Raw genomic sequence first — 14,525 nt, forward strand, 5'->3', positions numbered from 1 at the left:
CGAGACCGTTAGGTGCGCCTTGATGTCTTCCGATGGTGGTGCGCGCCGGCGCATCTGGGTCGCCGCGGGCGCGGTCAGTGGCATCGTGGTCGCCACGACGGCGGTCGGTGCCGTGGTGCTGAACGGGGACGGGGCAGATCCGGCTCGGCAGAGTGCCATGGCCGGCCCGGCGGAGGTCACGCTTCCGAATGTGAATTGGAAACTGTCCTGGCGTGACGAGTTCAATGGTCGTGGGCGACCCTCGAAGAATTGGACGCCGGTGCTCGGTGGCGGCACCAAAGGATGGTCGCACCGGGCGTTGCAGTATTACACGGCCGATAGTGCCGTGCAGGACGGCAACGGCAATCTGGTCGTGACTGCACGCAAGGCGGGTGCGTCCTCGACGGCACGGTGCTGGTACGGCAAGTGCAAGTACCTCTCCGGGCGCATCCAGACGAAGGGCAAGGTCCACCAGGCCTACGGGCGCTTCGCCGTCCGCGCCAAAATCCCGACGGGCAAGGGCATCTGGCCGGCTTTCTGGATGCAGGGCGAGACGCGGCCCTACGGCGAGATCGACGTCGTGGAGGTCAAGGGGAGCCAGCCGAACCTGGTCCAGGGCTATGCGCACGCGCAGCGGCAAGTGGGCGGCGGGCAGTTGAAACTGCCGCAGTCGGTGTCGGCCGGGTACCACGTTTTCGGAGTCGACTGGACACCGGACCGCATTGTCTGGTGGGTCGACGGTCAGCCTTACGCGCAATTGAAGGCCTACCGCGGCTGGCCGTTCGACAAGCCCTTCTTTCTGATCATCAACGTGCAGGTCGGCGGCAACTGGCCCGGCTCTCCGAACGCCCAGACCGCATTCCCCGCCCGGCTGGCGGTTGATTGGGTGCGCGTCTACCGAGGCTGACAGGCGGCCCCCCGGCGACCGAACGCCTCCGCCTGCCCACATGCCACTTCAGTGCGTACGCAGGCGATTACTTTCAGTGTCCATTCTTCGCGCGCGACTACCAGTTGTCCGTTTCTGATGGCAAGTTCCGTCTACACGATGTCTTGTTGTTGATTTAGTTCACAGCATGATAGAAGGTTCTCCGCATCAACCCCCCGCCATGTCGTTGAAGCCGTTGATCGGCTTCGTTATACGGGGATGGTGAGGAGTGACGTCGTCTGTTCTTGGTGACCGGCCGGATTCGACGAGGCCGGATCCGCCGGCCAAGGGGGCCGCTGCGCACAGCGGACGGCGCCGGCCGTACATCGTGCTGCTGATCGTGTTGCTGGTGGTCACGGGGCTCGCCCAGACGGCTCCGGGCCGGGGTCTTCTGCGGTCGGCGGGGTTCACGGGGCCCACCGGGTCCTACAGCGAGCTGGCCTTCGGGTCACCGGCGGATCTGCCGCACGAGCTGTTCCCCGGCACCGCGCTGCCGCCGCTGCCGTTCATGGTCCACAACGTCACCGGCGGCACCCGGACCTACCACTGGACGGTCGAGCTCGACGGCTCCAAAAACGAGCACGGCTCCAAAAGCGAGCACCGGGTGGCCGAAGGGCAGGCCACGCTGCTCGACCAAGGCAGCATCATGATCACGCCGGAGGGCCGGGTCACCTGTGCCGGCGGCCCGGTGCGGGTGACCGTCCGGCTGGACCGGCAGTACTCCATCGGCTACCACGCCACCTGCGCGTCCGGCGGCACGGGCAGGCAGGCATGAGCGGCCGTCCCGTGGTGGCCCTGGTCACCGACACGGTGCACCCGTACAGCTTCGGCGGCCGGGAGATCCGCTACCACGAGCTGTCGCGGCAGCCGGCGCTGGACGCCGAGGTGCACATCTACACGATGCACTGGTGGGACGGTCCGCGCGTGGTCGGCGACGGGCCGGTGACGCTGCACGCCATCATGCGGAACCGGCCGCTGTACCGGGGGCGCCGGCGCTCGTTCCGGCAGGCGATCCGGTTCGCGCTGGCCTGCCTGGTGCTGCTGCGCGGCCGGTTCGACGTGCTGATGGTCGATCACATCCCGCAGTTCCAGCTATTCACGCTGCGGCTGGTGGCCACGCTGCGCGGCAAGCCGCTCATCGTCACCTGGCACGAGGTGTGGGGCCCGGAGTACTGGCACGACTACCTGGGCAGGGGCGGGCGGCTGGCCTGGTGGGTGGAGCGGTGGTCGATGCGGATGCCCGACCACATTATCGCGGCCTCCCCGCAGACGGCCGAACGGCTGGCGCCGTATCTGGACGGCGGCACGTCCGTCCTGGTGGCGCCGAACGGGATCGACCTGACCGCGGTGCGCGGCGCCGCGCCGCACCCCTCGTCCACCGACCTCGTCGTCGTGAGCAGGCTGATGGTGCACAAGCGCCTGGACATGCTGCTGGACGCGGTGGCGCTGCTGCACGCCGCCGGTCAGCGCGTGACGTGCCGGATCATCGGTACCGGGCCGGAACGCGCGGCGCTGCACCGGCAGGCCGAACGGCTGGGCATCGCGGACGCGATCGACTTCCGGCACGACGTGCGCGAGCAGAAGGACCTGTACTCGCTGGTCAAGGCCGGTCGCGTGTTCGCCTTCCCGTCCGAGCGGGAGGGCTTCGGGATCGCGGTGCTGGAGGCGCTGGCCTGCGGGGTGCCGGTGGTGACGACGTCCGCGCCGGACAATCTGGCGCGGCATCTGGTGACCCGCTCCCAGCGCGGGCTGGTCTGCGATCACGACGCGGACGCGCTGGCCATGGCGATCGCCACCGCGCTCGCGGCGCAGGACGACCTGGACGGCCAGGATCCCTGGCTCGGCGATCCGTGGGTCGGGGACTATTCGTGGGACGCGATCGCGGCGCAGATCTCCCGGCGGTTCTGGCCATGAGAATCCTGTTCGCCAGTCCGTATCCGCCGGCGCGGGACGGCATCGGCACCTACACGCAGATACTGGGCGGGGCGTTGCGTGCGGCGGGGCACGAGGTCGCGGTCGTGGCGGTGCGCGCCGACCAGGGCGCGGGACGCGAGGTCATCGGCGCGCTCGGCCCCTGGGGCGCGACGGATCGGCTGCGGTCGGCGGTCGCGGATTTCGACCCCGATCTGGTCCACGTGCAGTTCGCCGTTCCGGCGTTCGGCGCGCGCACACCGGCGCTCGTGCGCTGGCTGGCGGAGCTGGCCCGCATCCCGGTGCCGATCGTCACCACGCTGCACGAGCCGTCCCGCGACACGGCGCTGCTGCACGGCCCCGGACGCGCGCTGTACCGGCGCATCGCCCGCCTCAGCGACCACCTCATCGTCCACACCAAGGGCGCGCTGGACACGCTCACCGGGCCGCTTGCGGTGAGCCACGCCGAGGTGATCCCGCATTTCTCCACCCCGCCGCCGGAGCCGGTCAGCACCGCGGACGAGCTACGAGAGCGGTTCGGCCTCGGCGCGGCCCGGCTTCTGCTGGCCTTCGGATACATCCACGTGGACAAGGGGCTGAACGACCTGGTGCAAGCGTTGGTGCTGATGCACCGCCGTGACTCCAGGACGCTGCGGGACGTCCGGCTCGTGGTGGCCGGCGCCGTGCGTCCCCGGAGCGGGCCGTTCCGTGTGTTCGAAGCGAGGGACCGGCTGCATCTGGCGCTGGTCCGGCGGTCGGCGAAGCGCGGCGGTGTGGCCGACCGGCTGGTCTTCACCGGGTTCGTCCCCGGCGACGACATCGCCGCCTGGTTCGACGCGGCCGAGACCGTCGTGCTCCCCTACCGCAAGGCCGAGCAGAGCGGCGTCGCCAACCTGGCAAGGGCGTACGGCGTGCCGGTCATCGCGACGACCGCGGGCGGGCTCGGCGAACTGTTCGCCGGATCGCCGGGCACAGTGTCGCCGCGCTCCCCTGAGCGGCTGGCGGAAACTCTGGCCGCCTTTCTCGCCACGGAGCCCGGCATCACCGTCCCGCAAGGGCCTCAGGACGCGGAACTCGGCACGGTCGCCGCCGCGACCACGGCCGTCTACCGCACAGCCGTCGCGGGCCCGAGGGGAAGGTCCCTATGAGCGTCATCCTCACCGTGGTCATCTGCTCACTCAACGGCGCCGGCCGCATCGGCCAAGCCCTGGACGCCCTGGACGCGCAGACCATCCGCGACGATCTGGAGATCCTGGTCGTCGACGACGGCTCCACCGACGGCACCGGCGACGTGGCGCGCAAACGCGGCCTCACCGTCATCTGGCACGAGCCCAACCGGGGATTGTCGGCCGCCCGCAACACGGGCATGCGCGCCGCGACCGCACCGATCATGGCGTTCATCGACGACGACTGCCGGCCCGTCCCGCAATGGGCGGAGCTGCTGGTGGCGGGCTACGGAGACGACGGGACGGGAAGGGACGTCACCGGAGTCGGCGGACCCGTGGTGCCCGTCACCGGGTCAGGCTTCATGGCCCGCTACGTCGAGCGCAACAACCGGCACGAACCTCTCGAACTGGAGCTGACCACCAGCCAGGCGCTGCCCTACCGCTTCCTGCTGTACCTGCGGAACCAGTGGTCGTCCCGGCCGCCCAAACCGCGCCGCGACGTCTACTCCTTCACCGGCGGCAACATGTCGTTCCGGCGGGACGCCCTGCTGGAGGTGGGCGGATTCGACGAGCGGTTCCGGTTCGGGTCGGAAGAAGAAGACCTGTCGCGGCGACTGCGGCGGGCAGGCCGCGACCGGCTGGTGTTCCTGCCCGAGGCGTGCCTGTCGCACCGTTTCGAACCGACGCTGCGCAGCGTCCTGCGCCGCAACGTCGCCTACGGCCGCGGCAACGCGTTGCAGTACCGCAAATGGCCGGGCGTTCGTCCGACCCTGTTCCCCTGGCCGGTGCTCGTCGCGATGCTGCTGGCCGCCTCGATCTGGTTCTGGCCGCTCGCGGTGGCCGCAGCCGTGTCGCCGTTGCTGCTCTACCCCGGCGGCCTCAAGAACGGTGTGCTGCGAAGGACACCTGAAGCATTCCTCGACCCCTACCTCCAGCTCACGCAAGAAGCGTGCGAGAACGTCGGCTTCGTCCGCGGAGCCTGGACGTTCCGCAGGCTGGAGCGCGCGTGATCAATGCACGTCCCCCGACGAACACGCGGGGATCACGGTCCACACCGGGCACCGTGGAATGGCTCATCTTCCGCCGGGTGGTGTACTACGGGGCCGCGCTGACCCTGATGACGCTGCTGTCGCTGCTGCAGGACCTGTGGATGGCGCAACTCGCGCTCATCCCCATGCTGCTGACCGTCCCCGGGCTGCTGCTGCTCAACGCGCTGCGCGTGCCCGGGACGGCAGTTGCGCTGTTCCCGCTCTACGTCCCGGCGTGCTCGCTGGTGGTGCTGATGGGGTCCGGCCTGGCGGTCAACCTCGGCGGGGCGGCGCTCGGGATGGAGCATCCGCTGCGTCCCGTCCCGCTGCTGATCGGCCTGCAGCTGTGCTGCCTGCTGATGCTGCTGGCCGGCACGACCGCGCCGCTGAGCACGGCCATTCCCCGTCCCGCGCTGCCGTCCGTCCGGTGGCTGACGCTGTCGATGCTGCTGCCGCTGATGGCGGCCGCCGGCGCGCTGCGGCTGAACCACGGGCACGGCGAGGTGCTGGCCATCGCGGCGCTGGTCGCCTGCGGGGCGGTGCTCGCCGGCACCGCGCTGACGGCCAACCGGCTGGACGTCGGACGCGTCTCGGTGCTGCTGTTCGCGGTGTCGCTGGCGATGATGTGGGCCTACTCGCTGCGCAGCGACCTCGTCTACGGGTTCGACATCTCCACCGAGTACGCGGTCGCCACCGCGACCATCCGGGACGGCGTGTGGGAGATGCACCCGCATCCGGACGCCTACGGCGCGATGCTGAGCATCACCGTCCTGCCCGCGCAGCTGCACGAGCTGACCGGCATCAGCCTCGTGGTGATCCTCAAGCTGGCCTACCCAGCGGCGTTCGCGATGTTCGTGGTGGGGATCTACAACATCGCCGAACGCTTCCTGCCGCGCCGCTGGGCCACCCTCGCCGCCGGCTACGTGCTGGTGCAGGGCGGGGTGTCCCAGCAGCTTCCGGCGCTCGCCCGGCAGGAGATCGCGCTGCTGCTGTTCCTCGCGCTGTGCGCGGCGCTGCTGGAGATCGGGATGCCCCGGCCGCCGCGCCTGACGCTGGTGGTCCTGTTCGGCCCCGCCCTGGTGGTGTCGCACTACTCCACCGCCTACTTCGCGCTGCTGATGCTGGGCGGCGCCGTCTGCGTGCAGATCCTGCTCGGCGTCACCCGGCGCACCGCCGCAGTCCGCTGGACGGTCGCCGCCGCGCTGCTCACCAGCGTCGCCGGTGCCGTGCTCTGGTACGGGCCGATCACCCAGTCGGCGTCCAACATGGGGCAGCTGCGCACCGCGCTCAGCTCGGACGGGCTGCAGCTGCTGCCGCGCGGCCAGGGCAAGGGCCTGATCGCCGCCTACCTGTCCGGCGGAGAAGGCGGCACCATGCCCACCTCCGAGTACGCGGAGAAGGTCCGCGCCGCCTACGCCGACCGGTCCTACATCCGGCCGCCGGGCGATGCCGGCGATCCCCGCTACGAACTGCGCGACAACGGCCTACCCGAACGCGAACCGCGTGTTCCGCTCGTCGGGCCGATGCTGAACCTGGCGGTCCTGGCGTTCGCCCAGCTGGGCAACCTGCTCGCCGTGGCCGCCGCGGCGCTGATGGTGTTCCAGCGGCGGTCCCCCGGGCTGACCCGGCAGGTCGGGCTGCTGGCCCTGCCCGCGCTGGGCGCGCTGGTCCTGTTCCGCCTGTCCGGCACGCTCGCCACGGTCTACAACCAAGGCCGGGCCCAGATCCAGGCACTCACCCTGGTGTCGGTGGCGCTGTTCTGGATGCTGCACCAGATCGCGCCGCGACTGCGCAGGCACCTCCCCCGGACGTCCGGACGGCGACTCGACCTGCTCGTGTGGGCTGCCGTCGGCGGCGCCGTGCTCACGATCTTCGTCAAGTCCAGCGACCTCTCCACGGTCGCGCTCGGCGGTACCCCCAGCGCTCATCTGGCCGACCGCGGCGAGGACTACGAGCGCTTCTACGAGCACCGCGCCGAGCTCGCGTCCGCCGCCTGGCTCGGCTACCAGGTCGCCGGAAACCGGGACCTGGTCTACTCCGACCGGTACGGCCAGATCCGGCTGTTCACCCAGTTGGGCGCGGGCCGCCCCGGCATGATCACCGACCTCGCCCCGGCGGCGCTGAACCACGAGGCGTGGATCTACGCCACCCGCGTCAACGTCGTCCAAGGCCGGGCGCGCTCCTCCATCGACGGCCGCATGGCCACCTACGCCTTCCCCACCGACTTCATCAGGAAGAACTACGACCTGGTGTACACGAACGGAGAGTCCGAGGTGTACCACCGATGATCTCGATCGTCGTCATCAGCAAGGACGAGCCCGAACTCGACGCCACCCTCACCGCGGTGCCCGCCATGCACGCCGGGGAGCCGGTGGAGGTCCTGGTGGTGGACGCGTCCGGCGGCCACCTCGACCACCTGGCCGCCGCCCACCCCCGGGTGCGCTGGCAGGCGTTCGAGCCGCCGCCCGGCGTGCGCGTGTCCATTCCGCACCAGCGCAACGCCGGCGTCCGGGCCGCGTCGGGCGATGTCGTGGTGTTCACCGACGCCGGCTGCCGCCCGGAGCCGGGCTGGCTGCCCGCGCTGCTGGCACCCCTGCGCAAGGAGGACGAGGACATCGTGGCGGGTGTCGCCACCGGTCCCCGAGACCGTCCCGGGCTCTACGACCGGGACGCGGTGCGGCCCGCGATGTACTTGGACGAATGCCCGACCATCAACCTGGCCTTCCGGCGCAGCCTGTTCGATGCCGTCGACGGGTTCGACGAAGCCTTCGAATACGGCTCGGACGTGGACTTCTCCTGGCGCGTCCTCGACGCCGGATACCGGATCCGCAGCGCACCGGACGCCGTCGTCGTGCACGACTGGGGCGGCCGGCGCCGGCAGGTCCGCCGGTCCTATGCCTATGGGAAGGCACGGGCGCGTCTCTACCTCAAGCACCGTTCCCGGTTGCCGCGTCTGCCGACCACCGAACCGATGGTCGTCGCCTACCCCATCTACCTTCTCGGCTTGCCCGTGGCGCTGCTGGCGTCGGTGGCGGCGGGCGTTTCGACGGCCGTTCCGCAGTGGACGATCCTCGTCCTGCCCGGCTATCTCGCGTTGCTGGCCGTACCCGCCTGGCGCAACCGGCGCAACGGCAGCGCACGAGTGGTCCTGGACCACCTCGTCTACGGGGCCGGTGTGCTCGCCGAGCTGACCCGGCGGCGTCGCCGATGAAGATCCTCGTCATCCCCCGGGACGGCAACCCCTACCAGGAACTGCTCTACGGCCGACTCCGGCGGCACGGGGCGCGCGTCCGCTACGCCGCGCAGCTGACTCCCTCGCACACGCTGAACCTGCTGCTGCTCCCGCTGGAGCTGACTGCGGCACGGCTCACCGGCACCCGGCTGGTCCATCTGCACTGGGTGTTCGGCTTCGTCCTGCCCGGCGGGCGGCGCGCCCGGCGCGCCGCCCAGTGCTGGTTCGCCCTGGTCATCGCGGTCATCCGGCTGCTGGGCATGCGGCTGGTGTGGACGGCGCACAACGTCCTGCCGCACGAACCGGTGTTCGCCGACGACCGGGCCGCGCGGCGGCGCCTGGTGCGCGCCAGCGACCTCGTCATCGCCCACTCCCTGCCCGCGCTGGACGGGCTCGCCGCCATCGGCGCTAACCCGCGCCGCGTCGCCGTCATCCCGCACGGCCCGTTTCCCGCACCGCCGCTGCCGCCGCCCGGGGCTCACGGCCGATTCCTCTTCCTCGGCATGATCGCCGAGTACAAGGGAGTGGAGGACCTGCTCGCCGCGTTCGCCGCCCTGCCGCCGCACGTCCGCGCCACCCTGACGGTGGCCGGCGCCTGCCCCGACCCGGACCTCGCCGCCCGGCTGCGCGTCCTCGCCGGCCAGGCCGGCGACCGGGTCACCCTGCGGCTGGAGCGGATACCGGACGAGGAACTGGCCGGCCTGTACGCCGCCGCCGACGTCGTCGCCCTGCCGTTCCGGCGCGTCACCACCAGCGGCAGCGCCCTGCTCGCCCTCGGTCACGGACGGCCGCTGCTCATCCCCGACGATCCCGCGCTGGGCGGGCTGCCCGCCGCCGCCGTCCACCGCTACGACGGCGGCGTCCCGGCGCTGACCTCCGCGATCACCGAACTGGCCGGGGCCGGCGCGGCCGCACTGCACGCGATGTCGGCCGCCGCCCTCGACCACGTCCGCGCCGACAGCTGGGAGAAGATCGGCGAGGCGACCTTCGAGGAGCTGGCGAACCTGCGACCCCCGCGCCGCTTCCTGCCGGCGCCGCTGCGCGGCCCGGTGCAGCGCATCGCCACCGACGCCCTCTACCGCGGTTCGGCCCTGCTGCTGGCCAACACCGTCGGGCTGGCCGGCCTCGGCTTCCTGTTCTGGGCGCTGGCCGCCCGTAGCTACCCCGCGTCGGCCGTCGGCTGGCTCGCCGGTGTCACCGCAGGTGTCAACCTGCTCGCCACGGTCGCCTCCCTCGGCCTGCCCAACACCATGATCCGCCACCTGTCGGCGGCCGCCGACCCGCGCGCCCTGGCCCGCGCGGCGGTCACGGCCGTCACCGTCATCGGCGGCACCCTGGCGCTGGCGTGCCTGGTCCTGCTCACCCCGCTGCTGCCCGGCGGCGGGCCCGACCTCGGCGGAGACGTCCGCTCGATCCTGCTGGTGATCCTCCTGGTGGTCAGCACCGCCGCGGGCGGAACGCTGGACGCCGGCCTCATCGCCACGCGCGCCACCGGCGCGCTGCTGGCCAAGAACCTGGCGGGCGGCACCGCCAAGGTCGCCGCGCTCCTCGCCCTCACCCCGTTCGGACTGCCGGGCCTGATCGTCGCCTACGGCACCGGGACCGTGCTGGCCACCTCCCTCGGCGGGGCCGTCCTCCTGCGCCGGCTGCCCCGCGGCCCACGGCGCCGCAACCCGTTCCGCACCCTGCGCCGGCACGTGTCGTTCTCCAGCGGAAGCTACCTCGGCACCGTGTTCGGGATCCTGCCCAGCACGGTCGTCCCGCTGCAGGTGCTCACCCTCGCCGGCAGCAGGCAGACCGCCTGGTTCTCCGTCGCCTTCCAGCTCGCCGCCTTCCTCAACTTCATTCCGTCCACCGCCGCACAGGTCACCTTCGCCGAGGCCCAGCGCGCCGCCCTGCGCACGCAACTCCGCAAAGCCGTCAAGGCCGTTTACGCCCTGCTGCTTCCGGCGACGCTGCTGATGGTGCTCGCCGCCCCGCTCCTGCTCAGGATGTTCGGTCCCGAATACGCGGAGTCGGCGACGACCTGCCTGCGCCTCATCGCGGCCGCCACCGTGCTCTCGGCGGGCGTGTATCTCGTGGACGCCGCCCTCATCGCCCGCGACCGCACCGGCTCCTACATCCTCATGAACGGCGTCAACGCCGCCCTCGTCCTCACCTGCTGCGCGCTGGCCCTCCCGCACGGCCTCACCGCCGGAGTCCTCGGCTGGATCGCCGCCCAGGGCCTCTCCCTCCTCTTCGGCGCCCTTCTCATCGCCGTCAACTTCGGCCTGCGCTCCCCGGCGCGTTGATGCTTATCGGGGTTTAACCCTCTGGGCGGGATGCTCGGGGGCATGCGTGTTCTGGTTGTTGAGGACGAGCGGGTGCTTGCGGACGCCATTGCCGAAGGGCTGCGGGACGAGGCCATGGCCGTGGACGTGGTCTACGACGGCGATGAGGCGTTGGAGTTGGCCTCTTACAACGAGTACGACGTCGTCGTCCTTGACCGGGACTGCCCACGGTGCATGGGGACGATGTGTGCCGCGAATTGGTGGGGCGACGCAGTCCTGGGCGGATTCTGATGCTTACCGCCGCCTCGGAGGTTGATGACCGGGTGGACGGGTTGTCGCTTGGGGCCGACGACTATCTCCCTAAGCCGTTCGTGTTCAGTGAGCTGGTCGCGAGGGTGCGGGCCCTCGCGCGGAGGTCGGGGGCGCCTGTGCCGCCGGTGCTGGAGCGCAGGGGGATTCGGCTCGATCCGTATCGGCGGAAGGTTGCGCGGGACGGGCACGAGGTGCGGCTGACCAAGAAGGAGTTCGCCGTACTGGAGGAGCTGATGCGGGCCGAGGGTGGCGTGGTCAGTGCTGAACGGCTGCTGGAGCGGGCGTGGGACGAGAACATCGATCCGTTCAGCAACATCGTCCGGGTGACGATGGCGACCCTGCGAAGGAAGCTCGGGCAGCCGCCGGTTATCGAGACGGTGACGGGGTCCGGTTATCGGCTGGAGGCGTTGTGAAGAGGCTGAGTGTTCGGACGCGGCTGACGCTGGTTTACGGGTCGCTGTTCCTCGTCACGTCGGCGGTGCTGGTCGCGGTCACCTATCTGCTGACCGTCCGGACAATGGACAACCGGTTCTCGGCGCGCGACATCGACCCGGAGGCGCTCGCGCGGCTGCGGGCCATGGCGCTCGACGGCGACATGAGCCAGCTGATGGCGTTGAAGGCCGACGCCGACCGGCAGTTGGCGCAGCAGAAGCACGACGTCCTGGCGCAGCTGCTGCAGAGTTCGCTGGTGACGATGCTGGTGCTCGGCGTCCTCGCGGTGGTGATCGGGTACCTGGTCGCCGGGCGGATGCTGCGGCCGTTGCACAAGATGACGGCGGCCGCGCGGCGGCTGTCGGAGAGCAACATGCACGAGCGGATCGCGCTGGACGGCCCGCAGGACGAGATCAAGGACCTCGCCGACACCTTCGACCGGATGCTGGACCGGCTCAACCGCGCGTTCGACGCCCAGCGGCGGTTCGTCGCGAACGCGTCCCATGAGCTGCGCACGCCGCTGACCATCAACCGGACGGTGCTGGAGGTCGCGCTGGCCAGTAGGAAGAACCCGCCGGAGACCAAGGCACTCGCGGACGTGCTGCTCGGCAATACCGCCAGGCATGAGCGGCTCATCGAGGGCCTGCTGCTGCTCGCGAAGTCCGAGCGGGATCTCGCCACGCGGGCGAGCACTCCCCTGCCGGACGTGGTCCGCAGCGCACTCGACCAGCTGGACGATCCGGCGGTCGATGTGGAGGCGAGGCTCGCGCCAGCGGTGGTGGCCGGCGATCCCGTGCTACTGGAGCGGTGTGCGGTGAACCTGCTGGAGAACGCCGTGAAGTACAACGTGCGAGACGGAAGGGTCTGGGTCTGCACCGGGGTGCAGCAAGGGGAGGCGTTCCTCCAGGTCGTCAATACCGGACGGCCCGTCCCGGCCTACGAGGTCGCGGCTATCTTCGAGCCGTTCCGGCGGCTGCGCGCCGACCGGACGGGGTCCAAGGACGGCGCGGGCCTCGGCCTGTCGATCGTCCGGGCGGTGGTGAACGCGCACGGCGGGACGATCGAAACCGTCCCGCGACCGGACGGCGGCCTGTCGATCACAGTCCGGCTGCCCGCGGACGCGGCCACTCCACATGCCCCTCCGGCAACGGCCGGCCTGGCCGCGCGCTGAGCCAGCGGGTCACGACCTTGCCGGTCGCGTTGCGCGGCAGCTCGGGGATGAAGTGCACGTCGCGCGGCGCCGCGTAGCGGGCGACCTGCGCGTGCACGTACTCGCGGACGGTGTCCGCGTCGAGCCGGGTGCCGGGCCGCAGGACAATGTAGGCGGCGAGCCGCTGCCCCCACTCGTCGTCGGCCACCCCGGTGACCGCGACCTCCTGGACCTCGGGCAGCTTCAGCAGCGCGTCCTCCACGTCCTTCGGGAGGATGTTCTCGCCGCCGGACACCACCATCCCGTCGCTGCGGCCCTCGACGAACAGCAGACCGCGGTGGTCGATGTGGCCCAGGTCGCCGGTGGCGAGCAGCCCGTCGCGGACCTCCATCGGCTCGCCGCCCGTGTAGCCCTCGAACAGCAGCTCGTTCGCGGCGAAGATCTGGCCGCGGGTGGAGCGGCCCACCTTGCGGCCGTCGTCGTCCACGATCGCCAGTGCCGTGTTGCGCGGCGGGCGCCCGGCGGTGCGCGGGTCGAGCCGCAGGTCGTGCGGGGTGGCGATGGACACCCAGGACGCCTCGGTGGACCCGTAGACGTTGTAGAGCCGGTCGCCGAACGCGTCCATGAAGCGGGTCGCGAGGTCGCCGGGCAGCGCGGCGCCGCTCAGCGCGAAGATCCGCAGCGCGGACGTGTCGTAGCGGTCGCGGACGTCCGGCGGCAGCTCCAGGATCCGCTGGCACATCACCGGGACGGCGAACACGGTGGCGTCCCGGTGGGACGCGATGGTCCGCAGCGTCTGCTCGGGGTCGAACCGGCGGTGCAGCACGACCGGTGCCCGCAGCGCCCACGCCATCTGCAGCGCGGCGTACCCCCAGGTGTGGAACAGCGGCGCCTCGACGATCATCGTCTGCCGGGAGCGCAGCGGGATCCGGGACGTCATCGAGGCGAGCGGCCACAGGCCCGGCCGGGGCGGGCGGCGGGCGCCCTTGGGACGTCCGGTGGTGCCGGAGCTGAGCATGATGGTGCGGCTCTGGATCTGCGGCGGCCCGGCATCGGACGCGGGCTCCGAAGAGATGATCTCGTCGATGCTCGGGCCCGACCCGACGGCGGGGCGGGGCATCGCGTCCACGTCCGGGCGCGGTGCGGGCGGCAGCGCGGCGAGCGGGACGGGCGCGGCGAGCGGCATCCCGGCGGGCGGGCGGTGGTCGGCCCACAGCACGTTCCGGCGCAGCGCGATCGGCACGTTGGACAGCAGCGGCGCGAACTCGGCGTCGGCGACGATGAGCGCGGGCCGCAGCTCGCCGAGGACGGCGCGGATCTGGCCCGTTCCGAAACCGGTGTTGAGCAGCACGACCTCGGCGCCGCGCCGGGAGCAGGCGACGAGCGTCAGGGCCATGCCGCGGTGGTTGCGGCACAGGACGCCGACGCGCGGGCGCGGGCCGTGCAGCGGGAGCCCGGCGGCGAGGCGGGCGGCCAGCTCGTCCAGCTCGGCGAAGGTCAGCACGCCCTCGTCGTCGATCAGCGCGGGACGGGACGGGGAGCGGGCGGCGGACGAGGCGACGAGCCCGCCGAGCGTGGTGCCCCAGCGCCGCAGCGTGCCGAGCTGGCGGAGCAGCCGGCGCGGGCCGCCGGCGAACAGCAGGCCGGTGCGCAGCAGCAGCGCGGTGAGATCGCGGATATGCCCGATCCGCCGGCGCATCCCCGGCCGGTACGCGGGCCTCGCGTGCGTCACCGTGCCTCCTCCCTCGCCACGTTACTCACCCGTCAAAGACCGAACAAGGGCACCGGCGCGTCAGTGGTTACTGACGAGTAGCATTGTGGGTTACCAGCGAGTAGCATCGCTGTCGCGGGCACTCGTGCCGTCATCAAGGCAGGGGCGGCACGAGGCTCGACGACCTCACCCACCATCCGCAGGGAGGACGACCCCGTGCCTCGCACCGCACGCGACGTCGTGTTCGTCGACGGCGTCCGCACGCCGTTCGGCAAGGCCGGCCCCAAGGGCCTGTACGCGGAGACCCGCGCCGACGACCTGGTCGTCCGCGCGGGTCTCCGCGTACAGGCCCCTCTGTCCCTTATACCCATCCGACTCTGCCCACGCAGAGGCAAGTCGTAACCCCCGC

The 14,525-nt window shown here is 71.4% G+C and carries 11 protein-coding genes and 1 pseudogene; 11 read left to right on the forward strand and 1 reads right to left on the reverse strand.

All coding sequences use genetic code 11. From position 1 onward, the window contains the following. Nucleotides 1-22: 22 nt before the first annotated feature. The 10 genes and pseudogenes from HUX53_RS14095 (at nucleotide 23) to HUX53_RS14140 (ending at nucleotide 12,426) form a co-directional block, all read left to right on the forward strand. Nucleotides 23-886, forward strand: coding sequence for a family 16 glycosylhydrolase (locus HUX53_RS14095; RefSeq protein WP_176403634.1), 864 nt, complete (start codon nucleotides 23-25; stop codon nucleotides 884-886). A gap of 346 nt (nucleotides 887-1,232) precedes the next feature. Next, on the forward strand, nucleotides 1,233-1,679 hold the full coding sequence (locus HUX53_RS14100) for a hypothetical protein (RefSeq protein ID WP_176403635.1): 447 nt from the start codon (nucleotides 1,233-1,235) through the stop codon (nucleotides 1,677-1,679). Then, complete coding sequence (locus tag HUX53_RS14105; protein ID WP_176403636.1) at nucleotides 1,676-2,818, forward strand: glycosyltransferase family 4 protein; 1,143 nt, start codon at nucleotides 1,676-1,678, stop codon at nucleotides 2,816-2,818. Before HUX53_RS14100 ends, HUX53_RS14105 begins: the two co-directional genes overlap by 4 nt. Then, the gene (locus HUX53_RS14110; protein WP_176403637.1) at nucleotides 2,815-3,963 is read left to right on the forward strand and encodes a glycosyltransferase; all 1,149 of its coding nucleotides are present in this window, start codon (nucleotides 2,815-2,817) and stop codon (nucleotides 3,961-3,963) included. Before HUX53_RS14105 ends, HUX53_RS14110 begins: the two co-directional genes overlap by 4 nt. Then, a complete protein-coding gene (locus tag HUX53_RS14115; protein WP_176403638.1) occupies nucleotides 3,960-4,991 on the forward strand; it encodes a glycosyltransferase family 2 protein in 1,032 nt (343 codons plus the stop codon). The genes HUX53_RS14110 and HUX53_RS14115 overlap by 4 nt, the downstream gene beginning before the upstream one ends. 53 nt (nucleotides 4,992-5,044) lie before the next feature. Then, nucleotides 5,045-7,297, forward strand: coding sequence for a hypothetical protein (locus HUX53_RS14120; RefSeq protein WP_176403639.1), 2,253 nt, complete (start codon nucleotides 5,045-5,047; stop codon nucleotides 7,295-7,297). After that, nucleotides 7,294-8,220 carry a glycosyltransferase family 2 protein gene (locus HUX53_RS14125; protein ID WP_176403640.1) on the forward strand — a complete coding sequence of 309 codons (927 nt, stop codon included), beginning with the start codon at nucleotides 7,294-7,296 and terminating at the stop codon, nucleotides 8,218-8,220. The genes HUX53_RS14120 and HUX53_RS14125 overlap by 4 nt, the downstream gene beginning before the upstream one ends. Beyond that, on the forward strand, nucleotides 8,217-10,532 hold the full coding sequence (locus HUX53_RS14130) for a glycosyltransferase (RefSeq protein ID WP_176403641.1): 2,316 nt from the start codon (nucleotides 8,217-8,219) through the stop codon (nucleotides 10,530-10,532). Before HUX53_RS14125 ends, HUX53_RS14130 begins: the two co-directional genes overlap by 4 nt. A 42-nt stretch (nucleotides 10,533-10,574) precedes the next feature. Beyond that, a pseudogene (locus HUX53_RS14135) lies at nucleotides 10,575-11,236 on the forward strand (response regulator transcription factor). Beyond that, nucleotides 11,233-12,426 (forward strand): HAMP domain-containing sensor histidine kinase, encoded by a 1,194-nt coding sequence (locus HUX53_RS14140; RefSeq protein WP_309237208.1) that lies wholly within the window; start codon nucleotides 11,233-11,235, stop codon nucleotides 12,424-12,426. Before HUX53_RS14135 ends, HUX53_RS14140 begins: the two are co-directional and overlap by 4 nt. Here the strand turns inward: HUX53_RS14140 and HUX53_RS14145 are convergent. Next, the gene (locus HUX53_RS14145; RefSeq protein ID WP_309237209.1) at nucleotides 12,353-14,137 is read right to left on the reverse strand and encodes an AMP-binding protein; all 1,785 of its coding nucleotides are present in this window, start codon (nucleotides 14,135-14,137) and stop codon (nucleotides 12,353-12,355) included. The two genes, HUX53_RS14140 and HUX53_RS14145, sit on opposite strands and share 74 nt — an antisense overlap. 195 nt (nucleotides 14,138-14,332) lie before the next feature. Between HUX53_RS14145 and HUX53_RS14150 the strand changes: the two genes are divergently transcribed. Further along, nucleotides 14,333-14,518, forward strand: coding sequence for a hypothetical protein (locus HUX53_RS14150; RefSeq protein WP_176403585.1), 186 nt, complete (start codon nucleotides 14,333-14,335; stop codon nucleotides 14,516-14,518). Nucleotides 14,519-14,525: the final 7 nt, after the last annotated feature.

The sequence above is a fragment of the Actinomadura sp. BRA 177 genome (assembly GCF_013372625.1).
Classification (GTDB): domain Bacteria; phylum Actinomycetota; class Actinomycetes; order Streptosporangiales; family Streptosporangiaceae; genus Spirillospora.

What these genes read in the sequence shown, in the direction of transcription:
- HUX53_RS14095 (WP_176403634.1), top strand. Translation starts at nt 23, where the DNA reads ATGTCTTCCGATGGTGGTGCGCGCCGGCGCATCTGGGTCGCCGCGGGC.
- HUX53_RS14130 (WP_176403641.1), top strand. Translation starts at nt 8,217, where the DNA reads ATGAAGATCCTCGTCATCCCCCGGGACGGCAACCCCTACCAGGAACTG.
- HUX53_RS14125 (WP_176403640.1), top strand. Translation starts at nt 7,294, where the DNA reads ATGATCTCGATCGTCGTCATCAGCAAGGACGAGCCCGAACTCGACGCC.
- HUX53_RS14115 (WP_176403638.1), top strand. Translation starts at nt 3,960, where the DNA reads ATGAGCGTCATCCTCACCGTGGTCATCTGCTCACTCAACGGCGCCGGC.
- HUX53_RS14110 (WP_176403637.1), top strand. Translation starts at nt 2,815, where the DNA reads ATGAGAATCCTGTTCGCCAGTCCGTATCCGCCGGCGCGGGACGGCATC.
- HUX53_RS14105 (WP_176403636.1), top strand. Translation starts at nt 1,676, where the DNA reads ATGAGCGGCCGTCCCGTGGTGGCCCTGGTCACCGACACGGTGCACCCG.